Annotated in this window: 28 protein-coding genes; 6 read left to right on the top strand and 22 right to left on the bottom strand. The window is 45.3% G+C overall.

The window, feature by feature from the left end:
• Positions 1–78: 78 nt before the first annotated feature.
• The 3 genes from L4C34_RS13615 (at position 79) to L4C34_RS13625 (ending at position 1,760) form a co-directional block, all read left to right on the top strand.
• Positions 79–507, top strand: a complete 429-nt coding sequence (locus L4C34_RS13615; RefSeq protein ID WP_428789897.1) for a hypothetical protein — start codon at positions 79–81, stop codon at positions 505–507.
• Positions 508–646: 139 nt separating this feature from the next.
• Complete coding sequence (locus L4C34_RS13620; RefSeq protein WP_428789898.1) at positions 647–1,051, top strand: hypothetical protein; 405 nt, start codon at positions 647–649, stop codon at positions 1,049–1,051.
• Between the two features lie 217 nt (positions 1,052–1,268).
• Positions 1,269–1,760, top strand: coding sequence for a GNAT family N-acetyltransferase (locus tag L4C34_RS13625; protein WP_428789899.1), 492 nt, complete (start codon positions 1,269–1,271; stop codon positions 1,758–1,760).
• 95 nt (positions 1,761–1,855) lie between these two features.
• Here L4C34_RS13625 and serS read toward each other — a convergent pair whose 3' ends face one another.
• The 4 genes from serS to L4C34_RS13645 all read right to left on the bottom strand — a co-directional run bounded on the left by serS (position 1,856) and on the right by L4C34_RS13645 (position 5,967).
• Positions 1,856–3,163, bottom strand: coding sequence for a serine--tRNA ligase (gene serS / locus L4C34_RS13630; protein WP_428789900.1), 1,308 nt, complete (start codon positions 3,161–3,163; stop codon positions 1,856–1,858).
• Between the two features lie 92 nt (positions 3,164–3,255).
• Positions 3,256–4,605, bottom strand: coding sequence for a replication-associated recombination protein A (locus L4C34_RS13635; protein ID WP_428789901.1), 1,350 nt, complete (start codon positions 4,603–4,605; stop codon positions 3,256–3,258).
• Positions 4,606–4,630: 25 nt separating this feature from the next.
• Positions 4,631–5,230 (bottom strand): outer membrane lipoprotein periplasmic chaperone LolA, encoded by a 600-nt coding sequence (lolA, locus tag L4C34_RS13640; protein ID WP_428789902.1) that lies wholly within the window; start codon positions 5,228–5,230, stop codon positions 4,631–4,633.
• A gap of 128 nt (positions 5,231–5,358) precedes the next feature.
• Complete coding sequence (locus L4C34_RS13645; RefSeq protein WP_428789903.1) at positions 5,359–5,967, bottom strand: YecA family protein; 609 nt, start codon at positions 5,965–5,967, stop codon at positions 5,359–5,361.
• Positions 5,968–6,156: 189 nt separating this feature from the next.
• Between L4C34_RS13645 and dusC the strand changes: the two genes are divergently transcribed.
• The gene (gene dusC, locus L4C34_RS13650; RefSeq protein WP_428789904.1) at positions 6,157–7,113 is read left to right on the top strand and encodes a tRNA dihydrouridine(16) synthase DusC; all 957 of its coding nucleotides are present in this window, start codon (positions 6,157–6,159) and stop codon (positions 7,111–7,113) included.
• A 145-nt stretch (positions 7,114–7,258) separates the two neighbouring features.
• On the opposite strand, the gene L4C34_RS13655 is transcribed toward dusC, so the two are convergent.
• From L4C34_RS13655 to cysB, 8 genes are all read right to left on the bottom strand, one after another.
• Positions 7,259–7,588 (bottom strand): DUF2750 domain-containing protein, encoded by a 330-nt coding sequence (locus L4C34_RS13655; protein ID WP_428789979.1) that lies wholly within the window; start codon positions 7,586–7,588, stop codon positions 7,259–7,261.
• 108 nt (positions 7,589–7,696) lie between these two features.
• Entirely contained in the window at positions 7,697–8,191 is a 495-nt protein-coding gene (locus L4C34_RS13660; RefSeq protein ID WP_428789905.1) for a protein-tyrosine phosphatase family protein, read from the bottom strand.
• Between the two features lie 170 nt (positions 8,192–8,361).
• Positions 8,362–8,733 (bottom strand): TFIIB-type zinc ribbon-containing protein, encoded by a 372-nt coding sequence (locus L4C34_RS13665; protein ID WP_428789906.1) that lies wholly within the window; start codon positions 8,731–8,733, stop codon positions 8,362–8,364.
• Between the two features lie 170 nt (positions 8,734–8,903).
• Complete coding sequence (locus L4C34_RS13670; RefSeq protein ID WP_428789907.1) at positions 8,904–9,698, bottom strand: ABC transporter ATP-binding protein; 795 nt, start codon at positions 9,696–9,698, stop codon at positions 8,904–8,906.
• A gap of 2 nt (positions 9,699–9,700) precedes the next feature.
• Positions 9,701–10,618 (bottom strand): ABC transporter permease, encoded by a 918-nt coding sequence (locus L4C34_RS13675; protein ID WP_428789908.1) that lies wholly within the window; start codon positions 10,616–10,618, stop codon positions 9,701–9,703.
• A gap of 62 nt (positions 10,619–10,680) precedes the next feature.
• Positions 10,681–11,646 carry an ABC transporter substrate-binding protein gene (locus tag L4C34_RS13680; protein WP_428789909.1) on the bottom strand — a complete coding sequence of 322 codons (966 nt, stop codon included), beginning with the start codon at positions 11,644–11,646 and terminating at the stop codon, positions 10,681–10,683.
• Positions 11,647–11,756: 110 nt separating this feature from the next.
• Positions 11,757–12,953: a methyltransferase gene (locus L4C34_RS13685; RefSeq protein ID WP_428789910.1), complete on the bottom strand. Its 1,197-nt coding sequence runs from the start codon at positions 12,951–12,953 to the stop codon at positions 11,757–11,759.
• 92 nt (positions 12,954–13,045) lie between these two features.
• Positions 13,046–14,020, bottom strand: a complete 975-nt coding sequence (gene cysB, locus L4C34_RS13690) for an HTH-type transcriptional regulator CysB (RefSeq protein ID WP_428789911.1) — start codon at positions 14,018–14,020, stop codon at positions 13,046–13,048.
• 365 nt (positions 14,021–14,385) lie between these two features.
• Between cysB and L4C34_RS13695 the strand changes: the two genes are divergently transcribed.
• Both L4C34_RS13695 and miaE read left to right on the top strand, forming a co-directional pair.
• Positions 14,386–15,147, top strand: a complete 762-nt coding sequence (locus L4C34_RS13695) for a DNA repair protein (RefSeq protein ID WP_428789912.1) — start codon at positions 14,386–14,388, stop codon at positions 15,145–15,147.
• Between the two features lie 63 nt (positions 15,148–15,210).
• Complete coding sequence (gene miaE, locus L4C34_RS13700; RefSeq protein WP_428789913.1) at positions 15,211–15,981, top strand: tRNA isopentenyl-2-thiomethyl-A-37 hydroxylase MiaE; 771 nt, start codon at positions 15,211–15,213, stop codon at positions 15,979–15,981.
• Positions 15,982–16,076: 95 nt separating this feature from the next.
• On the opposite strand, the gene pyrF is transcribed toward miaE, so the two are convergent.
• From pyrF to lon, 10 genes are all read right to left on the bottom strand, one after another.
• Positions 16,077–16,778 (bottom strand): orotidine-5'-phosphate decarboxylase, encoded by a 702-nt coding sequence (pyrF, locus tag L4C34_RS13705; protein ID WP_428789914.1) that lies wholly within the window; start codon positions 16,776–16,778, stop codon positions 16,077–16,079.
• Between the two features lie 95 nt (positions 16,779–16,873).
• The gene (lapB, locus tag L4C34_RS13710; protein ID WP_428789915.1) at positions 16,874–18,043 is read right to left on the bottom strand and encodes a lipopolysaccharide assembly protein LapB; all 1,170 of its coding nucleotides are present in this window, start codon (positions 18,041–18,043) and stop codon (positions 16,874–16,876) included.
• Positions 18,043–18,345 (bottom strand): LapA family protein, encoded by a 303-nt coding sequence (locus tag L4C34_RS13715; protein ID WP_428789916.1) that lies wholly within the window; start codon positions 18,343–18,345, stop codon positions 18,043–18,045. Before L4C34_RS13715 ends, lapB begins: the two co-directional genes overlap by 1 nt.
• Positions 18,346–18,485: 140 nt before the next feature.
• Complete coding sequence (ihfB, locus tag L4C34_RS13720; RefSeq protein WP_428789917.1) at positions 18,486–18,770, bottom strand: integration host factor subunit beta; 285 nt, start codon at positions 18,768–18,770, stop codon at positions 18,486–18,488.
• A gap of 82 nt (positions 18,771–18,852) precedes the next feature.
• A complete protein-coding gene (gene rpsA / locus L4C34_RS13725) occupies positions 18,853–20,523 on the bottom strand; it encodes a 30S ribosomal protein S1 (protein WP_428789918.1) in 1,671 nt (556 codons plus the stop codon).
• Between the two features lie 108 nt (positions 20,524–20,631).
• Positions 20,632–21,312, bottom strand: coding sequence for a (d)CMP kinase (cmk, locus tag L4C34_RS13730; RefSeq protein WP_428789919.1), 681 nt, complete (start codon positions 21,310–21,312; stop codon positions 20,632–20,634).
• Between the two features lie 231 nt (positions 21,313–21,543).
• Positions 21,544–21,801, bottom strand: a complete 258-nt coding sequence (locus L4C34_RS13735; protein ID WP_428789980.1) for a ComEA family DNA-binding protein — start codon at positions 21,799–21,801, stop codon at positions 21,544–21,546.
• A gap of 180 nt (positions 21,802–21,981) precedes the next feature.
• Complete coding sequence (ppiD, locus tag L4C34_RS13740) at positions 21,982–23,847, bottom strand: peptidylprolyl isomerase (RefSeq protein WP_428789981.1); 1,866 nt, start codon at positions 23,845–23,847, stop codon at positions 21,982–21,984.
• A gap of 173 nt (positions 23,848–24,020) precedes the next feature.
• Positions 24,021–24,293 carry an HU family DNA-binding protein gene (locus L4C34_RS13745; protein WP_428789920.1) on the bottom strand — a complete coding sequence of 91 codons (273 nt, stop codon included), beginning with the start codon at positions 24,291–24,293 and terminating at the stop codon, positions 24,021–24,023.
• A 186-nt stretch (positions 24,294–24,479) separates the two neighbouring features.
• Positions 24,480–26,840, bottom strand: coding sequence for an endopeptidase La (lon, locus tag L4C34_RS13750; RefSeq protein WP_428789921.1), 2,361 nt, complete (start codon positions 26,838–26,840; stop codon positions 24,480–24,482).
• Positions 26,841–26,867: the final 27 nt, after the last annotated feature.

Raw genomic sequence — 26,867 nt, forward strand, 5'->3', positions numbered from 1 at the left:
CGTTTAATTGCAATATTTATCGCTCAACCACCACCGTCTATACTGAACTAATGCGTTTCTTATAACTTGGCGGCAGCAATGACACAAAGGAATATCCATGGGGGCCACGAGCTTCATTTCGAAGGCAATATCCTCGTAGCTCGAAGTTGGGGTTCATGGAATTTAGAAGCCATACGGACCTATGCGAATGAGTGGAAACAAGAAGCATTAAAAAGAAATTTCAGCTATTGGGGGTCGTTCGTCGACAGTAGAGAATGGGAGCTCGCTACCCCTGATGCGCTAGATGAGATTTTCGATTTAACCTACTGGCTTTATGAACACGGTTATCGCTTCAACGGCAATGTCGTAAGCTCAAGCGTAGCTTCGACCATCATTAAAAATGAGCAGTCGAAAAGAATGCCAGAGTTAAACATTAAATCGACAACGAATTTTCAAGAGTGCTTAGACTGGTGTAAGGTTCAAGCTAAAGGTTCGCCTAATTTAGGGGAATCAACGCTTAAACGTTAATCTCACAATTGAAACAGAATATCTCATCGCTATACGCTGATTAAGCTACGAGATCGAGCCCAGTGAAACCTTCTGTATTTAACTCACCAAAAATCTAAACTATCCTAAATTGTATCATTGCCGTATTGAGACAGAACGGATGACTAGAAATGAACATGGCTCTTACGAGCAACATTTTGAAGGGCACCTTTTAATGCAAAAAGCATGGGGGCTTTGGAATTCTGAAGGCGTCACGAATTCTGTAGAAAATTGGAAACAGCAAGTGCTCGCTTTGAATCTCAAATTTTGGGGATTTTGTAATGATTTCACGGCATGGGAAGGAACAACTCCAGACGCTTTTTCAGAAGCGTTCGACAGTTTAGATTGGGCTAAAAAGCACAATTGCAAATTCTGCGGCATCGCCGTTAGCAACAAAATGTTTGAACAATTTTTAAAAAGTGGGCTAGAAGATAGCTTCGTCGAACTCCGTCTATTCCATGATTATCAAGAATGTATTACGTGGTGCAAAGGCAAAGAATTGGAATACAGTGACAACACTGCTTGAACTCAACCTGCCCGGGTTCACTCAATTCATTTCACCGCTTTCTTCTATTGAGCGTCGTTAACAAAATCACAAAAACTTTGTGTAAAGTGAATCACCGCCTGAACACGCTTTTCCTAACTTGATATGATCGCATTAGAATTTTATCCTTTGCGCATTTTACCCAACTCCGCGTGCTCAACCCAACATCTATTATCCATCGACACAAGGTCCCATATTAATGATAAGGAAAGCAGAACGAAGAGATTGCTTGGACTTAGTCACGCTATCCCTTCAAGTGTGGCTGCATACATACGCAACAAAAGGCGTTCGACCGCTTATTTCCCAATATGCTTTATCTACTTTCACTGAAAGCCACTTTGTCGAATTGCTTAACCAGAAATCCACCGACGTTCTAGTATTCGAACAAGACTCACATTTGGTTGGTTTTATTGTGGTTGATTTAGACTCAAGATTTGAAGGGTGCTCACATTCAGGATATGAAGTGACCACTCTATATGTCTCTCAGCATTTTCAGGGAGCTGGTATCGGTCGGAAGCTTCTCAAAAACGTGGAAGGTTTGTATGGCCCCCCTCTTTGGCTGTCTACTTGGGAAGAAAATCATAACGCGTTGGCGTTTTACAAACGGCTGGGTTTCCAACTTGTGGGCAAGCGTAATTTTGATCTTGAAGGCGAATTGCACAGCAATCATGTCCTCGTCTACAACTCTTAGCATTAAAAAAGCCTAGTGATAATCACTAGGCTTTAATATTTCAAACAGTGCTAATTAATCGGTATATTTTAACCGATGCGAATTAACCGTATAGGTTAACCGATATGAGTCACACCATTCATGTATTTCTGTAGCGCAACTGGGATAGCGATACGGCCATCAGCTTCTTGGTTGTTCTCAAGAATTGCAACCATGGTACGGCCTACAGCCAAACCAGAACCGTTTAGTGTGTGCACAAGCTCAGGTTTCTTCTCGCCTTTACGACGGAAACGCGCTTGCATACGGCGTGCTTGGAAATCCCACATGTTTGAGCAAGAAGAGATCTCACGGTATGTCTCTTGTGCTGGAACCCAAACTTCTAAATCGTAAGTTTTACGAGCGCCAAAGCCCATATCGCCAGTACATAGCACAACTTTACGGTATGGAAGTTCAAGCAGTTGTAGCACTTTCTCAGCGTGGCCGGTTAGTTGCTCTAGTGCATCCATTGAATCTTCTGGCTTAGTGATTTGTACCAGTTCAACTTTGTCGAATTGGTGCATACGAATCAAACCGCGAGTATCACGACCGTAAGAGCCTGCTTCAGAACGGAAACACGGTGTGTGCGCCGTCATTTTCAGCGGCAAGTCAGCTTCATCAGTAATGGTGTCACGAACCATGTTGGTCAGTGGCACTTCTGCTGTTGGGATCAAAGACAATGTACGTGGTTCTTCATCGTTCACTTTTTCAGTCAGCGGCTGAGTATGGAAAAGGTCTTCACCAAATTTTGGCAACTGACCTGTGCCCATCAAGCTGTCTGTGTTTACAAGATAAGGAACATACATTTCTGAATAGCCGTGCTGCTCAGTGTGCAAATCAAGCATGAACTGCGCGATTGCGCGATGCAAGCGAGCGAACTGACCTTTCATAACGATGAAACGTGCGCCAGAAATCTTAGTTGCGCTAGTAAAATCAAGGCCGTCGCCCATTTCACCGAGATCAACGTGATCGCGCAATTCAAAATCGTAAGACTTTGCCTCACCCCAACGCGAGATTTCTACGTTTTCACTTTCATCTTTGCCGTTTGGCACAGCGTCGTCAGGCAAGTTTGGAACAGATAGTGTGATGTTTTCAAGTTCGACTTGAACGGCAGCAAGTTCCACTTTTTTAGCGTCAAGATCACTACCTAGCGTACCGATCTGCTTTTTGATTTCGTCTGCGCCTGCTTTATCACCAGCTGCCATTTTTTGGCCAATTTGCTTGGAGATGGAATTACGCGTGGATTGTAAATTTTCAACTTCTACTTGAATGGACTTACGTTGTTCTTCAAGTTGACGAATGGCATCTACGTCGAGAGTAAAACCGCGACGTGCTAATTTTGCAGCTGTTTCATCCAGCTCGGTGCGAAGTAATTTAGAATCCAGCATTGCTAATCCTATGCTTTAGGTTGCGATAAAACGCATAAGGTGCCTTATGCGATATATGAAAAAATAATCTTGCTAACGATAACCAAAACAGGCTATTTTTCATAGCGTTTTTGTGGGCTATTTGCGTCTAAACTAGCCAAATACTCCAGTTTATCGGCAATTTTTGTCTCTAAGCCGCGATTTGTTGGCTTATAGTAGCGTGTACCCGCCATTTCTGGGGGTAAATATTGCTCACCAGCGGCATAGGCACCAGGTTCATCGTGTGCGTAACGATACTCCGCGCCATACCCCATTTCTTTCATCAAACTCGTTGGCGCATTTCTTAAATGCACTGGTACTTCGTATTCTGGTTCGTGGTGCGCGTCGGTAAGAGCTTGCTTCCACGCGGTATACACCGCATTACTTTTGGGTGCGCAGGCTAAATAGACAATCGCCTGAGCAATCGCGCGCTCCCCTTCTGCCGGCCCAATACGGGTAAAACAATCCCAAGCAGAAATGGCGACTTGCATTGCTCGCGGATCGGCATTGCCAATATCCTCTGACGCAATCGCCAACAAACGGCGCACTATGTATAAAGGATCGCACCCCGCAGCCATCATCCTCGCTGCCCAATACAGAGCGCCATCAGGGTTCGAGCCACGAATCGATTTATGCACTGCCGAAATCAAGTCGTACCAAATATCGCCTTTGTTATCAAAACGGGCAACTTTTTCTCCCGCGACTTCCGCCAACAGCGGCAAGGTGATGACTTTCTCACCCTGCTCATTTGCTTCTGCCATATCGAACAGAAGTTCTAAGTAGTTAAGTGACATCCGCGCATCACCGTTAACCAACTCAGCTAACCGCTCTAATACTTCATCCGCGAACTGAGCTGGAATCTGACCTAACCCACGTTCTTTATCGCTAATGGCTTGCTGAAGAGCGAGTAAAATCTCGTCCTTAGATAGAGACGTCAGTTTGTACACACGTGCACGTGACAGCAAAGCGTTATTGAGCTCAAACGACGGGTTTTCAGTTGTCGCGCCAATAAAGGTGACCGTGCCATCTTCAATGTGTGGCAGAAAAGCATCTTGCTGAGATTTGTTGAAACGATGGACTTCGTCGACAAACAAAATAGTTCGCTTACCGACAATTTTATTTTCGCGCGCCTTATCAATAGCAAGGCGAATGTCCTTCACGCCTGAGGTGACCGCGGATACACGCTCGACTTCCGCATTGGCGTAGTTGGCCGCAACTTCTGCCAACGTCGTTTTGCCTGTACCCGGAGGGCCCCACAAAATCATTGAGTGGAGATGACCAGATTGCAGCGCCTTACGGAGCGGCTTATTCGGGCCTAGAATGTGCTGCTGACCAATATATTGCTCAACCGTTTCTGGCCGCATTCGAGCTGCGAGAGGACGAAAATCATCACCCGTCGCAAACTCTAAATCATAATTGCTCATCTACCACTACTCGCCGTTAATTAAGTTATTGATTACGTTGGTCGTCAACATCCACACCTTGAGGCACCGTGAATTTGAACTCACTTAACTTAGGCGTGACTAGTTCGACATTATGGAACGCAAATAGACTTTTTTGCCCATCTTGCTCGGTGACATTAAAGTTTTTCACGACACCTTGCTTGTTGATATCGATGTGATAAACACTTTGGTTGGCGCTTTCAGTGGTTGCCTTTAGAGTAAAGAGATCGCCTTTTTGACTCACATCATAATTATCCCAATCGTTTGGATTATTACGTGTTAGCAGTACAAACGGTGTTTGTGATGTCGCTTTCTGCTGGTCATAAATCGTCACTTGTTGCAACGATGGCGTGTAATACCATAGAGATTGGCCGTTTGAAACCAGCAAATTTTCATCTGGCGAGGTCGTTGACCAGCGGAACATATTTGGGCGAGCAATTTCAACGCTGCCTTTGCCTTCCATCAAAGTGTCGCCATCTGGGCTAATCACTTGTTGAGTAAAACTCGCACTAAAGCCCTTATTCATGGTTAAGCGTTGGTTTAGCACATCTTTCGGTGACGCTAGCACAGAAAAACTCAACAGCAATAAAACATATAATTTCTTCATTCAAAACGCTCCAACGCAAACAATCGGGAAAACAGGCCTGCTGATGCTATGTATCGCGCGTGACAGAGCCTTGATATAGATGAGAATACTTTCTTTGGCAATAGTTCAACCAAAAACAATCGCTCGGTTTATTTCCCGCAGCATTGCTTAAACTTGATGCCACTACCACACGGGCACAAGTCGTTACGGCTGATCGCTTTATAAGGGTTCACATGCTGGCTTTGATGGCCATTCATCAGCTCATCTGCAGCCAATGCTACTTCATTAATCATGATATTTAATTGGGGCAACATATCTTGCAAACAAGGCGGCGTTTCGATTCCTGACTCGCGCATCTGCTGCTGTACCCCCTCTTCATCAATTGCCAGCATGAGTGTTGTCAGTAAGGCTTGCAACATACGCAGTGTGCCATCAGCAATACTGGCTTGCTGCCACTTTTCCTCAACCACAGGCCATACGCTCATAAACCCTTGGGCAAATTCAGCTAACTTTTCTACATCATTTTCAAACAAACCTTGAGCATCGTAAGCATTGGCTTTTAAGTGCGAGTACTGCCAGTTTATCTGCTCAACGAACGTGGCCTTCATGCTATCTTCCACTTCGCCCACAACGTCGTATAGCCATGCTTCTGGCTGTAAGGGTTGGGTAGAAAAGTTCGATGCTAGCACTGCACCTTCGACAAAATAAGGTGTGATAGCGTCAAGGGTTGAGTCTAATTTAATAAGCTGGTAAGTCATGAAAATCTGTCAATCAAAGGGGTCTTTGCGCGCATTATACACCGAACGCTTGTCTCCCTGATAGTGTTCAGAGGCGGGATCCGACGGGCCTGAATGAATTTGACTTAAAGATAACCGTGACAAGCGTGCGTTCGAGCACTACAATCTGCCGCTTTCCCACTTTGCGCTGAATTTAACGAGGCAAACCCAATGCGAGTAGTGCTAGGCCCAATGGAAGGCGTTCTCGATCACTTGATGCGAGAAATCCTGACCGACATTAACGACTATGACCTATGCGTTACCGAGTTTGTCCGTGTAGTAGACCAACTTCTACCAGAACACGTATTCCACCGTTTATGTCCAGAACTCAAACAAGGCTCAAAAACCAAGAGTGGCGTCCCTGTGCACATTCAATTGCTCGGTCAACACCCCGAATGGATGGCGGAAAATGCGGTTCGAGCAGAGAATCTTGGCGCAAAGGGCATCGACATTAATTTTGGCTGCCCCGCCAAAATGGTAAACAAAAGTAAAGGTGGTGCGGCTCTACTCCAGCACCCTGATGTCATCTATCAGGTCGTCAAAGCTTGCCGAGACGCCGTTTCATCCGATACCCCTGTCACCGCCAAAATTCGCCTCGGCTGGGAAAACCCCGAAGACTGCTTTGAAATCGTTGATGCCATCGAGCAAGCGGGGGCCAGCGGCCTGACCGTACATGCACGCACTAAAATGGGCGGCTATAAAGCGAGTGAAATCAAATGGGATTACATTAATCAGATTCGCCAAAAAGTCAGTTTACCTTTGGTCGCCAACGGTGAAATTTGGTCTTATCAAGATGGGCAAGACTGCATCGAAACAACAGGCGTCGATTCACTGATGGTTTGCCGCGGCGCGTTCAACGTGCCGAATCTAGGCAACGTGGTAAAGCATAACCACACTGTCATGCCTTGGCGTCAGGTGGTCGATTTATTGCTATCGTATTCTCGATATGAAATGAAAGGCGACAAAGGGCTCTACTACCCTAACCGAGTTAAGCAATGGTTCTCGTACCTACGTAATGAGTACCCGCAGGCGAACGACTTATTTAGAGAGATCCGCACTTTCAAGCAAGCGCAACCGATCGTCGAACATATCCAAACCTACCAGACTCAATTGTCCAAAACGGCATAACACGCCGTTTCCGCCAGCAATATTTCAACTTGAAAATGATGCTAAATCTGATAATGAACCCAGTAACTCACTGGGCTCATTTCTCTTTGGCTGGCGTAGATGGTCGCCCACCTACTCATAGCTTTTTTCTGCGAAAGTAAAAATACTAACGACGTTTTGATTCACGTTTCTTCAGTTCGAAATCAAACTCATCTGGGTATAGCACAATGCCTTCACCTTGCTGATCTGGGAATACGATCACTGATAGTTCGTCTTCTTCGAGTCCAGGAGTCCAACGGCTTTTCCATTTCGCCACCGAGATGGCTTCTGGCTTAAAACCTTCCCATTCATCTGTCGCCCATTGCTCAGCATGCTCTTGAGTTGGCCAAACAGGAACACAATCTTCATCTTCGGCGCTCAGTAGCACACTGCCATGTTCATCAACCAGCAACCAAATTTTCAGGTCAGCGATTGCCGCGTTAAAAAATTGATTCATACGTTCGGTTGGGTCTTTAGGAAGGTTGTCCAAAGAGATATTTGCAGTCATTCAAGGCCTTTAATTTGGTTAGCTAATAAATCGCCGCCATTATATACCCAAGTGGCTTTAAGATGCATTATTCCGTGTAAATTTGGTTTGCTCATATTCACTGAGCACGCACCGAGCAAACTCATCCCACCCTGCAGCAGAAAACGCATTTGGCTGAACACTTTTCACCGCGTCCATTGCAGCCTGAATACGATACCCTTTCACTTCGACTAAATACGCTGCTAACGCAAGTCCTGTACGATCTTTTCCGGAGCGGCAGTGTATCAATACAGTTCCTAGCTTCTGACTAACATCGATAAAACGAACAATTCGAGGTAAGGCTTGAAGGCAAATACCTAAGTCGCCCTCTTGAATAGGCGCATTGCTAGAAAGTGGAATGTGCAGGTATTCGATTCCTAACGATGTAAGCCGCGAGACATGTACCATTTCACCATCATTGACCGACAAGATAGTAGCTACTCCCTCACCTTGTAGCGTTTCAATATCCCACATATCTTTATCGGGGCCACTTCGACCGGCGACAAGGGGTTCGATGAAGAATACATGTTCCACGTTTATCTTCCCCATTAGACTCAAATCAGTTGTGAACCAAGTGGCTATATACAGAACGTGCAATTGCGGCAGTCTTAAGAAATACAGCCCACACTACACCCCAACTATTGCCAGTTTATCGCTACCACTCAAAGGTGAGTTTGAGCCATGGGATGTAACCAAACTGGGATTTAATCTCTCGCCTTAAGGCCAAACTTTTTAAAGAAGTCTGAGATATCAAGTGTGGCAAGATCTTTAAACTCTCCTGCATCATAAAAACGTCCTTTGCAGGTAGGGCAACTTTCAAACCAAATATGAGGTTGCTTAGGATCAACCATACGTAGCATAGGGTTGTTTGGACAAACGGGGCAATTGATCCTGTCCACCTCGTTGTACTGTTTGCCCACTTTCTCATCGCCCGTGTCAATGACATCCGCTAACGGTTTCATGGCTTCCAGCTCATAAATATCGATCCATAACCCTTTGCAATTCGTACACCTTTCCACATCACCTAAAGGCGTTTGCAATTGCTCGAAATTGGAATGACATTTTGGACATTTCATACGGCTACCCTTCCCTACGTTTAAACGAAAAAACGATACAAACAAGCTCATCACTTGCATCGTTTCAACGTCTGATGACCTATTCCCCTTCTGAGGATAGCCAAAATTTTAGGTTTCGTAGTCTGACACGCAAGAAGATGTGAGCACTCGCCAGAACAGATATATCTGCATCAATTCAGCAGCAGACTATCATCGGCTAGCTCTTCTCCACGAACTTTTGAGAACATATCCAATAAATCAGGCACCTGCATTTTTTGTCTCTGTTCACCCGAGACATCCAATACCACTTCACCTTGGTGTAACATCACGGTGCGGTCACCACAAGCGAGCGCATCTTTCATTGAGTGTGTCACCATCAGCACCGTTAATTGAAACTCATCAACGATGGTTTTCGTCAGTTGGGTAACAAATGCAGCCATACGAGGATCGAGCGCCGCAGTATGCTCATCAAGCAACAATAATTTGCTCGGCGACAACGTCGCCATCACTAAGCTCACCGCTTGCCGCTGACCACCAGAAAGTAAACCGATACTGTCGGTCAGCCTATCTTCAAGGCCAAGGCCTAGAATACTGATCCTTTCCTTAAACAATTGCCGCCGTTTGCTAGACAGTGCTAACCCCCAACTGCGCCGTTTTCCTCGCATGTAGGCAAGCGCTAAATTTTCTTCAATGGTAAGTTCGCCGCACGTACCCGCTAACGGGTCTTGGAATACTCGAGCGCAAAGTTTGGCTCTCTGCGACACGCTGTGTTTAGTTACGTCAGTACCATCAATCAGTACTCTGCCACTTGCGATGGGGGTCTCCCCCGTCACCGCCCCTAGTAAAGTTGACTTGCCCGCGCCGTTTGAGCCAATCACCGTTAGAAACTGATGCTCGGGCACCTCTAAGCACACCCCTCTTAACGCGCGGTTTTCAAGAATCGTATTGGGATTAAACGTCACATGCAGATCGTTAAGTTGTATCATGCTTAATCCTCCGGTTGGCGTGAGTTAGCGGCAGAGATGGCTCTTCTTTGCCACATCTTACTTTTGATTTTGGGCGCAATTAGTGCCATGGCTACCAGCACCGCGGTGACCAAATTGAGATCTGAGGCTTGCAGGCCAAACATTCCAGAGCTAAGCGCAAATGCCACTGCCAAACGGTAAAGAACCGAGCCAAGAATCACCGCCACTACCGCAAGCCAAATTTTTTGACTAGGGATCAAGGTTTGGCCCAAGATAACCGCGGCTAATCCCACCACAATCGTCCCGACCCCAGATGTCACATCGGCAAAACTATTGGTCTGCGCAAATAAGGCTCCCGCCAAGCCAACAAAACCATTTGAGAGTGCTAAAGCAAAGTAGGTATAGAAGCCAATCTTCGCACCCTGCGCCGATACCATGCGAGCATTGACTCCGGTAGCGCGTAAGCCGAGGCCAAAGTCACTATTCAATAAACGAATCACAAATATTGCGGAAAGAAGCACAACTCCCCCCACCACTAGCGGTCGTACGTAGGTGAGATCGCCAAGAGATTGAAATGAAGTGAGAATGGTATCTTCGCCGAGCAGCGCAATATTGGGCCGCCCCATAATCCGGATATTGATCGAAAAGGCCGCAATCATGGTCAAAATAGACGCCAGTAGGTGTAAGATCCCACAGCGCACGGAAAGAAATGCGGTCACCCAACCCGTCGTCGCGCCAGCTAAAATTGCCATTCCCGTCGCAAGCCACGGGTTGATACCCGAGACGATAGCCGTTGCGGCCACTGCCGCCCCCATTGGAAAACTGCCATCAACAGTGAGATCGGGAAAGTCCAATACCCGAAACGTCAGATATACGCCCAATGCAACCAAGCCGTATATTAACCCCAGCTCCAGCGCGCCAAAAAATGCATAAGAAGACATCTTAACTCCTTGTCTACCCGATTTACGCTAATAAGCGTTCGGGCACCTATTTTTAAGCGTGCTTATTGGATGATTTCTGCTTTGCTCAACACAGCTTGTGGAAGCGTAATACCCAGTTTTTTAGCGACCGATGTATTGACCAAAAGATCCGAACCTGTCGCGACTTTAACGTCGAGGCTACCGGGTTGTGCACCGCCTAAAATGGCGGCAACATAATTGGCAGTTTGTACTCCAACTTGATAGTAGTCAAAGCCGAGACTTGCAATCGCACCTTGCGCTACATAAGACGTTGCACCGCCAAATACTGGCGTTTTCGCTTGGTTGGCGGCGATGATCATGCCTTCCAACGCACTGGCCACAGTGTTATCTGTCGGGGCATAAATCACATCCGATTTCGCGGCGATAGCTTGAGTCGCTGATTGAACATCGGCACTTTTCAGTGCTGTCGCTTCGATTACCGTCAGGCCATGCTTACTCGCGGACGCTTTCAAAAGCTTCAACAACGCCACAGAGTTACTTTCACCCGGGTTATACACCACGCCAATAGTTTTCGCGTTGGGCAAAATTTGCTTAATTAGCTGGACATGTTGCTCGATTGGCGACAGATCAGACAGGCCCGTAATATTACTTCCCGGATGCGTAAACTGTTTGACCAACTTGGCGCCAACAGGGTCTGTGACTGCAGTAAAGACGATCGGGATATTGCGAGTCGCGGCAGCTAGAGCCTGAGCAGAAGGTGTGGCAATACCCACCAAAACGTCTGGATGTTCCCCAACAAATTGGCGAGCAATTTGCACCGCAATGGCAGGGTTACCTTGAGCCGTCTTATATTCAAATTTAAGGTTTTTCCCTTCTTGGTAGCCTTTCGCTTTCAAACCATCAAGTAGCCCCTGACGAGTTGCATCAAGAGCAGGATGCTCCACAATTTGCGACACAGCGACCGTCATCGTTTTAGCGATCGTATAAGAAGAAGTCAGCAGAGCGAGCCCTGCAAGAGAGAGTGTTGCGGTGAGTTTTCCCAGTTTCATTCTTGATCCTTGCGTAGTGTAATCACATTCCATTTTCATCTATTAGTATCAATAAAAGATTGAGCTGAAAAGGATTAATTAACGAATACGCAACAAGAGAACAGCAAAGGTTAATCTACTAAAGAAGCATGAATTAAGATATTTCTGGGCGAAACTTGGCGGTCACAAAACGTAGAGAGGTGAACTTGATAGTTGTGCTCAGACAAAAAAATAGCCTTGTCTAAAGTGAGCCATAATTCTAGTGGGCGCTTAAATAAATCTTGAATCAAACTTAGGCGCTCCATCACGTCAAAGCGCTCAATGCCCAACTTTTCATAGTGAGTGAAATCGACACTTGGCAGCGTTAAACCTTTCTCGTTTGCCGCCCAATCACAAAAATTCTCGAAGCCTTCGGCGAGCATGGACTTTTTGATACTAGGAATAGGCAAATAATATTCATAGTGCAAAGCATGCTTCAACAGGGAATCGAAACCCAAACGATAAACCATTTCAAGCTGACGATGACGTTTAACTCGCGCTCCACCTGTTACGGTTTCTTGCAGAGGAATCCTAAGATCGTCTTTAGATAACAACAATGTAGACTGCTGAGCTTGTTGGGATAGAGGCTGATAATGGTCGCACCGAATCAAATGATAGCAACAAGGCGCGATCGTGACTGCGGGTAAACCTTGCCGTACTGCCATTTGAATCAAACTAACATGTAAGTCGCCGCACGCATGCAGGGCTACCGCATGTTGGTTAGTATTTAGGGAATCGACAGCTTGAGGTGCAAACGCATCACCTTGAACAAAGGTCATGGGTAGACCCAATTGATTTGCGGCGCTTTGTCCAGACTCACACAAGCTCGCCTGATACTCGAAACTAGTGACAGCCTGCCCTGATTGTCCGGCAAGAAAACGCCCCAGATATCCTTTGCCTGAGCACCACTCAAGCCATTCACTGCCCCGATGTTGTGCGAGAGCGGCGTTGCCCATTGATAAGATTTGGTCAAGCTTTCGACCGGGAATTCCAGCTTCATGGCCTCTAGGTAATGTCAGGCTTGCCGCTTCACTTTCTGGCAATTGAAGAGAAGTAAGTAAAGCGGCCATTTCAGGGAAAAAGTCGGAGGCTTGTTCAATTAATTCAGAGGGGTTGCACTTAAAGCGGTCGACTTGATCTAACGACAAACCATCCAACCAACTCACTAAAGCAGGATGAGTATGTTGCCATCGCTCACGGATCGCTTGGCTGTCATGAAAAGGAGAGCAGCGCCAATACTCTTGGTGCGCGATCAAAAAACGATCGAGCTGCGCAAATTGTTTTACCATAAGCTCTCCCCTAAAACGCGCCTATTTTAGAGCAGAGCTTAAATGAAGTCACTGCAAAATATATGCGTTTTGAGGAAAGTTACGTTTAGGGACTAGCGCACTGGTAAGTCGATATCTTTAAACATCTCTTCAATCTCTACGTTCGATTTTAGCGACAACGCTTGCTCGACCACTGGACGAGTCAAGTGTGGGGCAAACCGTTCCATAAAATCAAACATGTATGAGCGTAAGAAGATACCTTTTCTAAAGCCTATACTGGTCGTACTCGGACCAAAGAGATGTTTTGCATCGATCGCAACAAGATCTGAATCACTGGCGGGATCAAAAGCCATGCTGGCGATCACCCCGACTCCTATGCCCATCCGCACGTAAGTCTTGATTACATCCGCGTCCGTCGCTGTGAACACCACTTTTGGAGTGAGTCCTTCACGATTAAAAGCGGTGTCTAGTTCAGAGCGTCCCGTAAAGCCAAATACATAGGTCACTAACGAATAGGCCGCTAAGTCTTGAATCGTGATATGTGCTTTTCGGGCCAAAACGTGATCTCTAGGTACGACGATTGAGCGATTCCAATGATAACAAGGCAACATAACCGCATCTTGATACAAATGTAACGCTTCAGTCGCAATCGCAAAGTTCGCTGTCCCTTTCGTGATCGCTTCAGACATCTGGCTTGGCGTTCCTTGGTGCATGTGCAGTGACACCTTAGGGTAACGCGCAGTGAAACCTTTAATCACTTCCGGGAGCGCGTAGCGAGCTTGAGTATGAGTGGTAGATATATTCAGCGTCCCCATCTCTGGATGAGTGTGCTCCCCAGCGACCGCTTTAATTCCATCGACTCTTGAAAGGATTTCCTGAGAGATACGGATAATATCCTCGCCCGCGGTGGTGACTTGAGTTAAATGTTTACCGCTGCGTTCGAAAATCTGGATACCGAGTTCATCTTCAAGCAAGCGCACTTGCTTACTGATCCCTGGCTGAGAGGTATATAGGCTTTCTGCTGTTGCCGAGACGTTTAGGTTATGGTTCAGTACCTCAACAATGTATTTCAATTGCTGCAATTTCATTGCTAACCTCGTAATTCTTTGTTCATGCGAGATAAATTCTACACATTTTATGTCTATCAGCACACGAATATATCATCTATTAACCGAGGGAGAGATAAACACACTCTGATAGTTTATAATCATTAGTTATAACGCCATATCAATGAAATTGACAGTGAAAATCGGTCTCGGTCGCAATATCTCCGAGCTTTTAGTGGAATCACAAATATTTTTTTGTAATTTAGCACTCATAATGTTGTCCAATCCGCAGATTTTCATTAATAATCAATAGGTGATTGTAGATAACTGAGTCATTGGGTTCGATTTATACTTTGCTGGATGCCCTAAGACCTCAATCTAGCCTTAAAAAATAAGACATTGAATATATGAATATTGGTTTAATAGTAGCTTTAGTTGCGGTATTACTAGTGTTGGTGCTCGGCTACAACATCATGCTGCAGTACAGGATGAAAGTCGAAACCGCCAAACGGCAAGAGGTTTCAAAATATGTTGCGATCATTGACGCGACAGAAGAACTGATTGGCCACGCACACCACATACCTTACAGCAAAGAATTGCTGGTTTGCCTGAATACCAGAATTCTCGATTGCTTAGAAAATATGGCCGATCTCGACCCCTCGAACAAACAGTGGGCGCAGCGTAAAGAGAACATGAGTCAACAGGTTGAACAATTGCAGGCCAGTGATACAAAAGAAAGCACCACATTTAAAGTCCCTCAAAATGACAAGCAAGCTATCTCAATGTTGAAGTTAGTGAAACGCCTACGCGACATCGTTCGCAGTGAACACAACAAAGGGCGCTTTGAGACACAAGCGTTTGTCACGGAAAATAGTCGTCTTGAAACCATTCAAGTACGAATCAACATCGAGAACGTGGTGAAACGGGCCAATGAGGCGATTGGCCGCGGCCAACCAGGCACCGCAATTCAGCTGCTTCGTAAAGGAATTGACGTTCTAAGCTCTCGAAACGACTCCTATTCAAACCAGATACGAGAGAAGCTGCAATCCATGTTCGACGACTTAGAACAAACCCGTTTAACTAAAAGCGCCGAAGATCTTCAGCAAATCGAGGAAAAAGCAAAAGAGGACGATATGGACGCACTCTTTGGCGAAAAGAAAAAATGGTAATATAATCCATAATGAATTTTGTCTAGGCCGCTTTCGCGGCCTTTTATTTTTTGAATGCGTACTATGACTGATAATTACCAAGCCCTGCTCCGCCCTATCCTCGACTTTTTGCAATGCGAAACCCCTGATTCATGGGTCGAGACCGCTCGTAAACCGGAAAGCCTACCTATCCTTTTGCTGGATCATTTGCATTGCGAATTGAAAGCTGCGCAATCTGCCATGTATTTAATTAGAAAATATGCGGTTGAAAAAGATAGCGCACATACCCTGCTTGAATGGTTCAAGCCTTATGAGGACTTTGCTTATCGGCGCATCGGTACGTTAGAGTCATTGAAGGACAAAAGCCAAATTTCAAAGTCAATCATTGCCAAATCTCAGTCTCGCTATGGCCAAGAGTTGGTTGATAAAATGGTGAGACTCATCAAAGAAGAACTCCATCACTTCTATCAAGTGCTTGAAATCATGCACCGCAAGGGCCTTAGCTATGAGCCGATTAGCGCGAGCCGCTATGCGAAGGGAATGATCAGGGAAATGACGACACATGAACCTAACGCTTTAGTCGACAAGCTCATCGTGGGTGCGTACATAGAAGCCCGTTCTTGTGAGCGGTTTGCCAAACTGGCACCTCATCTTGATGATGAGCTCGGTAAGTTTTACGTCTCTTTGCTCCGCTCTGAAGCTAGGCACTATGAAGACTATTTAACACTGGCTAGAGAGATTGCAGGACATGACATCAGTGATCGCATCCGCCACTTTGGCCAAGTTGAAGCGGATCTGATTCGCTCACCAGACGAAGACTTCAAATTTCACAGCGGAAAACCCATTGAGGATTAAGTCCAACCTCGCTGCTCAATAAGCGAAAAAGGCGCTTTCTGAGGGTTAACCTTCGAAAAGCGCCTAATCACGGTACCACGTATAACAATCGACCTTTATTGACTGAGCAAAGACTGGTTGATTGTTGCTAGCACTTGCTGCGGGTTATCAGCTTGTGTGATTGGGCGGCCAATCACAAGATAGTCTGACCCTGCGCTCATTGCTTCGACAGGTGTCATGATACGTTTTTGATCCACCGCATCAGAGCCGCTAGGACGAATACCAGGCGTCACCAACTGAAATTCACTACCAAGGTTTTGCTTGAGCATTTGCGCTTCACGTGCAGAACACACAACGCCATCTAAGCCTGACTGCTGAGTCAATCGTGCAAGCTTAAGCACATGCTCTTGAGGGTCCGAATTAATTCCGATACCAGAAAGATCACTGTGCTCCATGCTAGTCAGCACTGTCACACCAATAAGCAACGGGCGATCGGCTCCATAAGGTTGTAAAATGTCACGAGCGGCGGTCATCATTCGCTCTCCGCCACTTGCATGTACATTGGTCATCCAAACCCCTAACTCTGCCGCGGCACGTACCGCTTTAGCACAGGTGTTCGGAATATCATGGAATTTCAAATCAAGGAAAACTGAAAAGCCTCGTTTATGCAGATCTCGGACGAAATCAGGACCAAACAGAGTAAACATCTCTTTTCCAACTTTTAGTCGGCAAGATTGTGGATCTACCTTGTCAACAAAGGTCAGTGCATCTGTAATATTGTCGTAATCTAGCGCTACGATCACCTTTTGGTCGGTCATTTCATCTCCTAACATCGTTTAATAAGAAAAATACAGCGTAGAGGCTGTATTTTAGTTAATTGCTTTAAGTCGGCATAATAAATAATAAACTACCTTTATTCACCATCAAGGCCCCGAATCGGCTTGATAGTGCCCCACCCTTTGCAAGAAGGGCAATGCCAATATAATGAATGCGTCGCAAAACCACACTGACGGCAGCGATAATGCGGTTTAACTTTGAGCTGTTCGCCAACGAGTCTATGCAAGGTACTTAAACTTTCTTTCGCGCGCCCCTCTTCTGCCTCTGACAGATGGTAGTCAATTAAGCGATAGAAGCCTTTCATCGTTGGGTTTATCACGAGCTGTCGGGTCAGAACTTCTTGTGCTGCGCCCGTTCCTTCATGCTGAGATACCAGCTGAGCCAACATCAATTCTGCTGACACGCCTGCTTTCTTCGCAATACACTTTCGCAAGAACTGCACTAAGTTTTCTTCCTGAGAAAGATGGTAGTAGCAGTCAGCTAGCGTCGGTAACACCTCACCGACAAAATCGACATCTTGATCTAAGACCCGCTCCATATGTTTTATGGTTTGTTTGTAATTTTCAAACTCCAAATACAACTTACCCAACTCAATACTGGCTCGCACACACATAGGGTCTTCAGCTAAAGCGCGCTTATAGCATTGGATTGCCTTATTGCTCTCGCCTTCAGATTGCTCTTGAGAGCCCAATTCACACCAAAGGTGAGAAATGGTTTTCTTCATTCGCTTACGGCCTATTTTGACCAGCATAGAAGAATAATGAATCGCTTTATGCCATTCTCGGGTCTGCTGATATATAGCTACTAACTGTTGAAGCGCCCCTTCTTTATGATCGGGCTCGTCAATCAACTGTTCAAAAATCTTTTCAGCCCGATCTAGAAAGCCCGATACCATGTAATCGCGGGCCAGTTGCTGTAAAGCAATATTCTTTTGGTCGATGGTTAAACCAGAGCGAGAAATTAAGTTTTGATGAATGCGGATCGCTCGATCGACCTCCCCTCTAGAGCGAAAGAGGTTCCCAAGAGCTAAGTGGGTATCTATGGTTTCTTCGTCAACTTGAAGCAGTTCGATAAAGTGGTCAACGGCCTTATCTGATTGCTCAGATAACAATAGGTTGAGTCCTGTAACGTACTGACGGGAAATTTGGTTGGACTGTTTCTGCTTGTCTTGTTGCGCGCTGCGGTTACCCATGTACCAGCCATAGGCAGCAGCAAGCGGCAACAACAAGAAGAGTATCTCTAGCATCAAATAATAGCCTTACCCTCTATAGGGTTGCTTTTTGGTGCTTTAGATTCATTAACAGAAGTTTGTTTTTTCAGTTGGCGGTTTAGTTTTCTGACTCTTAATTGCAATTTCAAATGCAAACTGCCTAAAATAAGCAATGCAAATAAGAAACCAAGCAGGAACACTATTCCAAGTAGTAGAGAGAGGTGGAACTCACCCTGTGCTACTAAGTAGTTTAACGTCACAATAGATTGATTTTGTGCACCTAACGCAAGAGCGATAATAAACAGCGCTGCTACTACAATGATCTTTATAATTTTCATAATTCATCACCCTAACAGATTTTGGCCGCTATGATTATGCAGCAAAATTGCAACACAAACCATGCTTACGCTTAATATTATGACGATAAAAAAGCGGCTCCTTCAAAGTACGCCGCTTTCCATAAATTTTTAGTTAAGTTTTAACCAGGAAGATTTACGCGCTCACGCAGTTCTTTGCCTGGTTTGAAATGAGGTACGTATTTACCATCCAATTCAACTTTATCGCCCGTTTTCGGGTTTCTGCCTACTCTTGGCTCTCGATAATGCAGTGAGAAGCTGCCGAAACCACGTATTTCAATGCGGTCCCCGCCTTCCAATGTCGACGCCATGTGCTCAAGAATATTCTTTACCGCATCTTCGATTTCTTTCGCTGACAAATGTGTCTGCTCTGTACAGAGTCTTTCTATCAATTCAGACTTAGTCATAGTTTCCCTCATTCCTTTCAATATCAAAGAAGGCAAAATCAAAAAAAAAGGAGCCTTTCGGCTCCTTTTTCAGCGATTATGATTATTCGCCTTTAGCAGCCTTGAATGCATCTGCCATAGCATTACCAAACCCGCCGTCTTCAGCTTTGTTTAGTGAAGCCATTGCTTCTTGCTCTTCAGCTTCATCTTTCGCTTTGATAGATAGGTTGATTACACGATTCTTACGGTCAACACCAGTAAATTTCGTTTCAACGCTATCGCCAACACTCAAGATTAGAGACGCATCTTCAATACGGTCACGAGATACTTCAGAAGCACGGATGTAACCTTCAACGCCGTCTACAAGTTCAATTGTAGCACCTTTAGCGTCAACTGCTGTAACAGTACCGTTAACTAGAGCACCTTTTTTGTTTTCAGCTACATAAGCGTTGAACGGGTCGTTTTCCATTTGCTTAACGCCAAGAGAAATACGCTCACGCTCAGCGTCTACTGCTAGAACAACTGCAGAGATTTCGTCGCCTTTCTTGTATTCACGTACTGCTTCTTCGCCTGGAGCATTCCAAGAGATGTCAGATAGGTGTACAAGACCGTCGATGCCGCCGTCAAGACCGATGAAGATACCGAAGTCAGTGATAGACTTGATCTTACCAGTTACTTGGTCGCCTTTAGCTTGCATTTCAGCGAATGACTGCCACGGGTTCGCTTTACATTGTTTCAGACCTAGAGAGATACGACGACGTTCTTCGTCAATCTCAAGAACCATAACCTCAACTTCGTCGCCAACATTAACAACTTTAGATGGGTGGATGTTCTTGTTAGTCCAATCCATTTCAGAAACGTGTACTAGACCTTCAACGCCTTCTTCGATTTCAACGAAGCAGCCGTAGTCAGTCAGGTTAGTAACACGACCAGAAAGCTTGTGACCTTCTGGGTAACGCTTAGCGATAGCTACCCATGGATCTTCGCCTAGTTGCTTAAGACCTAGTGATACGCGAGTACGCTCACGGTCAAACTTAAGAACTTTAACTAGGATTTCGTCACCAACGTTCACGATCTCAGATGGGTGCTTAACACGTTTCCAAGCCATGTCCGTGATGTGTAGAAGACCGTCAACACCACCTAGATCTACGAAAGCACCGTAGTCAGTTAGGTTCTTAACGATACCTTTAACTTCAGAACCTTCTTGTAGAGTTTCTAGAAGCTCATCACGCTCAACGCTGTTCTCAGACTCGATAACCGCACGACGTGAAACAACCACGTTGTTACGCTTTTGGTCAAGTTTGATAACTTTGAACTCTAGCTCTTTGTTTTCTAGGTGAGCAGTGTCACGGATTGGACGTACGTCTACTAGAGAACCAGGAAGGAAAGCACGGATACCGTTTAGTTCAACAGTGAAACCGCCTTTAACTTTGCCGTTGATAACACCAACAACAGTTTCAGCTTCTTCGTATGCTTTCTCAAGTACGATCCACGCTTCGTGACGCTTAGCTTTCTCACGAGAAAGTTGAGTTTCACCGAAACCATCTTCAACAGCGTCTAGAGCTACGTCTACTTCTACGCCAACTTCAACTTCAAGTTCGCCAGCAGCGTTCTTGAATTGTTCAGCCGGGATTGCAGATTCAGACTTAAGGCCAGCGTCTACAAGAACGAAACCGTTCTCGATAGCAACTACAGTACCTTTAACGATACTGCCCTGTTTAAATTCGGTTTCGTTTAGAAACTCTTCAAAGAGTTGAGCAAAAGATTCAGTCATTTATTTAATCTTCAATAAATTAAACTTCCATGGGTATCCTACCGCATGGGGTTATTAAATTCGCCGGTCATCATCCTTGCAACCAACGTTCTTACCCACCAGCTTAATTTAAGCTGATAAGCTTGATTCGATATATTGTAGTGCTTTTTCTATCACTTCGTCGATAGTCATCGACGTGGAATCTAACACTAGGGCGTCATTAGCTGGTCGCAATGGTGCGACAGCGCGATTTCGATCTCGATCGTCTCGCTCTTGAATTTCACCCAAAAGGTCGTCAAATTTAGCATTTAACCCCTTCTCGTGCAACTGATTATAGCGTCTTCTTGCCCTTTCTTCTGCACTCGCATCAAGAAATATTTTCACTTGGGCGGATGTAAACACGACAGTGCCCATATCACGACCATCGGCAACTAAACCTTCGCCATGAGCAAAGGCACGCTGGCGTCTTAGTAACGCTTCTCTAACTCTCGGTAAAGCCGCAACTTTAGATGCCGCCATCCCTGTTTCTTCTTTACGCAATTGCTTGGATACATCTTCACCTTCTAGGATCACTTTCACAAGGTCACCTTCGGCAACAAACTGCACATCCAAGTGCGTTGCAAGTGGTACAAGTGCATCTTCCGAATCTAGCTCAACGCCATGATGGATAGCAGCCAAAGCAAGCACTCGATAAATAGCACCGGAATCCAATAGCATAAAGCCAAGCTTATTCGCCAATGCCATGCATAAAGTGCCTTTACCAGCCCCACTAGGCCCATCTACAGTAATAATCACCGTCTCAGAAGACATATTCTACCCCACATAATGAATTGGCCTAGGGAAAATACACCTAGGCCTAAGTTGGCGAAATTATAATGGGATTGGTCACACTAGTCACTAACTAAACTGAGCCACTAGAAAATTTCGATCGGTTACCTGAATCGGTTCTGTATAAGGTGAAATATGGCACACGTTCCGCAATTCAATATCCAACCAGAAGAGATCGGTTTGACAGAGAAGAGCAGTCACGTGACCCAATACTCACAGTAAAATTCGTTTTGAATTTTTGGCCACAGTAGCAGGACCAATCCCCTTAACTTCAGACAGTTGCTGTGCAGACTTGAAGCTACCGTGTTGCTCTCGATAGCTGACAATCGCCTCGGCTTTTTTGAGTCCAACACCCAACAATAAATCGGCCAATTCCTGTGGTCCGGCAGTATTAATATTGACGGTTAACTCTATTCCTTCGTGTTTATCGACAGACGTGTTTGCGTATGTCGGAAGAGGCGCCAAGAGCATAAAACATGTGATCAGAACCGATAATAAACCCGTTTTTACCATTCGCATTTTGTTCCCCCTTTGCTAGATGCAAAGAAAAGAATACCCACATGCCACACCGTGTCATTACATTACGTTAGATAAAACAACGGACTGCATAAGCAGTCCGTTCTATAGAGTTTATCAATTACATCAAACTGTTTAGTGACTCGTATCATTACCGATGGAAACGGTGATGTCAGCGTTTTTACGCAACACACCCAACACAGCGGTAAGATCTTGCTGAGCGTCAAGTTGATTAAGCTGAGAAGCAATTTGACCATTGTATTCTGGTCGAAGTTTTTGCTCTACTTTATCCAATTGAACAACAACTATGTTGCCAGTGCGATCGCCCGTTTTGCTATAAACTGGTTTGCCTTTTGCTGGTTTAGCCATTGCAAACACTTGTTGGGCAAGCGGTGAGCGGCGAGTAATCACTTCACTAGGAGAAAAAGATAAGCCATTCTTTTTAAGTAAAGAAGTATCACCTTTATCCAAACCTTTCACTAAATTGTCCGCCAAACTTTGCGCGTTCTTCTGGCCTTGCTCTAGAGACAATTGAGTCACAACTTGTTTGCGCACCTGTTTGAGGGGCAGAACCATTTTCTCACGTGAATCTTCTACGCGAACCACAACGACATCTTCAGGACCCACTTCAATGGTCTTAGAGTTCATACCATCTTCTTTGACTTCTGGTTGCATCAGTGCTTGAAACACAGTCTGAGACTGTAACAGTTTTGGCGCATCCGCTTGAGTGATAAAGCCTGTGGTATGAATCGGTTGACCTATCGCTTTTGCTGCAGCGTCTAATGAATCTGGAGATTCGTAAGCCACTTTCTCAAGCTTAGTTTGAAGTTGATAAAATTTATCTGCTGCTTTTTGATCATTCAAATCAGCTTTTATTTCAGCCACAACTTCTTTAAACGGTTTGGTTTGAGATTTCTTCAGCGCATCAAGTTTAATGATGTGATAACCAAATGACGTCTTCACGATACCTGATAGAGAACCAACCTTCTGCAAAGCAAAAGCCGCTTTTTCGAACTCTGGTGCCATTACACCTTTCTCAATCCAGCCTAGTGAGCCACCTTCTTTTGCACTACCTGGATCTTGCGAGTCTTTTTTCGCCAATTCGGCAAAGTTCGCTCCGGCGTTCAATTCGGCTAGGATTTTCTTAGCCTTATCAAGGTCGCCTTTAATCAAAATATGACTAACTTCGCGCTGAGGCTGTGTGGAATATTTGGCAAGGTGCCCTTGATAATAGGCCTTAGCCTCAGAATCAGAGACAGATACCTGCTTCTTGAGTTCTTTCCCTGACAGCTCAATATAAGCGACTTTCACTTGTGCAGGGCGGACAAAATTAGATGTATGCGCTTTGTAATAGGCCGCGATATCTTTTTCGTCCAGCTTCACTTGCTTGGAAAATTCGGTCGGCGACAATGTGATGGTGCGAATATCACGCGTTTCACTGATCAGTTTATTCTGCGCTTCAACCTCACCCTTCAGAGCAAAGCTGCTACCTTCAATCGCACCTAGCAATTGATTACGTAACAAATCTTTACGCAAATATTCAGCGAATTGATCTGGTGCGTAACCTGCTCGTGCAAGCAAAGCTTGATAAGTTTGCTGATCGAACTTGCCGTCTTTTTGAAATTCCGGCAACGTTAAAATCATGTGCTGTACCTGAGCGTCACTAACCTTGAGTCCCAAAGTATGCGCGTACTGCTCTAGCAAAATGTTGTTGATCATTCGATCAAGAACCGACTTTCTTAATGCATTCACATAATTAGGATCGGCCATTAGATTAGAAAAGTAATCACCAAGTTGAGACTGCATGCGGTTACGTTCGTTTTGATACGCTTGCTCAAACGCTTGGCGGCTTATTTCAGTTTTACCTACTTTCGCGGCTGCATTGCTCCCACCGTGGGTAAGGTAGCTACCCATTCCCGCAAAAACAAAGGCAAGAATGATCACCCCAAGTATTACTTTTATTGCGATGCTGTTCACGCCATCGCGTAATCGATCCATCATGTCTGACTGCTCTCCAGAGATGAAGCTTTCCACTTCATGGTAAAATATAATGTGCGAAATAATACCAGAAAAAGAAATGCGCATCAGTACGATGCGCATAAATTATAACAAGCTATATATGGTCACTCGCAAGTATATAGTCACTCGCAAGTTCACAAGCGTTCATAGGAAGATTAGTTACAAGCTTCTTTCAGCGCTTTACCCGCTTTAAACGCTGGTACTTTCGCTTCTTCGATTTGAATCTCTTCACCCGTCTTCGGGTTACGACCTGTGCGTGCCGCGCGAGTACGCACGCTAAACGTGCCAAAACCAACAAGGGCAACTTGATCGCCCGATTCTAACGTATCACCTACTGCTTCAATAAAAGCATCCAGCACACGACCCGCAGAAGCTTTTGAAATATCTGCGCTTTGTGCAATTTTATCGACCAATTGAGTTTTATTCACCGCGATTCTCCTTTGTGCTATCCATTGTTGTTATTTAGGGATAGCTAATTCGTCCCATGTACGTTTCCAACATCAGCAAAGGCTAGAGCTGCCAAGGCTTCAAGCCCCGTCGGTAACGTTAGCTCCCCAGAAAAAGACTGACAAGCCTTTTAAGGCAAATCAGTCTTCCCTTTTATCTAGTTTTTGCTATCCATCACTATTTTCTATCGAAAGTTCTACTCCAGTAGGATCTTGTACTAGCGCGACTTTCAGTACTTCATCAATCCATTGAACCGGAATAACTTTTAGGTCAGCAATCACATTATCTGGGATCTCTTTGAGATCACGTTCGTTTTCTTTTGGAATAAGAACGGTAGTAATTCCACCACGGTGAGCAGCAAGAAGCTTTTCTTTTAATCCACCAATAGGCAGCACTTCACCGCGTAGGGTAATTTCACCCGTCATCGCGACTTCGCCTTTCACTGGGTTACCCGTTAAGCTAGAGACAAGAGCCGTACACATGGCAATACCTGCACTTGGGCCGTCTTTTGGCGTTGCCCCTTCAGGTACGTGCACGTGAATGTCACGCTTCTCGTAAAAGTCAGCATTCACGCCAAGCTTCGCCGCACGAGCGCGAACCACTGTCATTGCCGCTTGAATCGACTCTTGCATCACATCGCCCAATGAGCCCGTCTGAGTTAGCTTTCCTTTACCCAATACCGATTCAGTTTCGATAGTCAGTAGGTCGCCACCTACTTCCGTCCACGCCAAACCCGTTACTTGACCAATACGGTTGCTTTCTTCCGCTTTGCCATAGTTGAAGCGCAGAACACCTAAGTAATCCTGTAAATTATCTATGTTCACAGTGACTGATTTGAGCTCACTGTCTAACAAGATGTTTTTCACAGCTTTACGGCAAATCTTAGAGATTTCGCGTTCTAGGTTTCGAACGCCCGCTTCACGTGTGTAATAGCGAATGATGCCCATGATCGCTGAATCTTCAACGTTGATCTCATGAGACTTCAAGCCATTGCGCTGAATCTGTTTGTCTAGCAAGTGCTTCTTAGCAATGTTGAGTTTTTCATCTTCGGTATAACCAGAAAGACGGATGACTTCCATACGATCCAGTAGTGGCCCGGGGATATTCATTGAGTTCGAGGTTGCAACGAACATCACATCAGATAAGTCGTAATCGACTTCTAAATAGTGGTCGTTAAACGCGTTATTTTGTTCTGGGTCCAAAACTTCCAGCAGCGCTGAAGACGGATCGCCGCGCATGTCAGACGACATCTTGTCGATTTCATCCAACAAAAACAGCGGGTTCTTCACCCCGACTTTCGACATTTTCTGAATAAGCTTACCTGGTAGGGAACCAATATACGTTCTGCGGTGACCACGGATTTCAGCTTCATCACGCACCCCACCCAACGCCATACGAGTGTATTTACGCCCTGTTGCGGCAGCGATGGAACGACCGAGTGAAGTCTTACCTACACCAGGAGGACCGACTAAACAAAGGATAGGGCCTTTTAATTTGTTGATACGATTTTGTACCGCCAAGTACTCTAAAATACGTTCTTTTACGCGTTCCAGGCCGTAGTGATCTTCATTCAAAATTTCTTCGGCTTTAGCGAGGTTCTTCTTCACTTTAGAACGCTTAGCCCAAGGTACACCAACCATCCAATCGATGTAGCTGCGTACCACTGTCGCTTCAGCAGACATTGGCGACATCATCTTCAGCTTTTGCAGTTCCTGTTCTGTCTTTTCACGCGCCTCTTCCGGCATCTTCGACTCTTCAATCTTTTGCTTTAAAGTCTCGAATTCATCTGGCGCATTGTCCATTTCGCCCAGCTCTTTCTGAATAGCCTTCATCTGCTCATTCAGATAATACTCACGCTGGGATTTTTCCATCTGTTTCTTCACACGGCCACGGATACGTTTCTCGACCTGCAAAATGTCAATTTCCGATTCCATTTGCCCCATGAGGAACTCAAGGCGCTGTATGACATCAAAGATTTCTAGCACTTGTTGCTTATCTTCTAACTTAAGCGGCATGTGCGCAGCCATGGTATCGGCAAGGCGTGCTGCCTCATCAATGCCATTTAAAGATGTCAGGACTTCAGGGGGTATTTTTTTATTGAGTTTGATGAAACCCTCGAACTGGTTGATTGCACTGCGTACAATCACTTCCTGTTCTTTTTCGTCCAACTCAGGCGTGATTAAATATTCGGCTTCCGCTAAGAAATACTCGCTATCAATATAGCGATTAATTTTCGCTCTTTGCTGACCTTCAACCAACACTTTAACGGTACCATCCGGTAGCTTAAGAAGCTGAAGAATTGTCGCTACCGTGCCGACATCAAATAGGTCGCTCGCCTCAGGTTCGTCTGTTTCGGCTTGCTTTTGAGCAACTAACAATACTTGCTTGTTGTTGTCCATCGCAGATTCTAGGCAACTAATGGACTTTTCACGACCAACAAACAATGGAATCACCATATGCGGATACACCACCACATCGCGCAAAGGCAGTACGGGGATCTCGATACGCTCAGAACGTTCCAAGTTCATATTTTTCTCTCTTCTGCTTATATCTTA

The sequence above is a fragment of the Vibrio profundum genome, from assembly GCF_050337555.1.
GTDB classification, from domain to species: domain Bacteria; phylum Pseudomonadota; class Gammaproteobacteria; order Enterobacterales; family Vibrionaceae; genus Vibrio; species Vibrio profundum.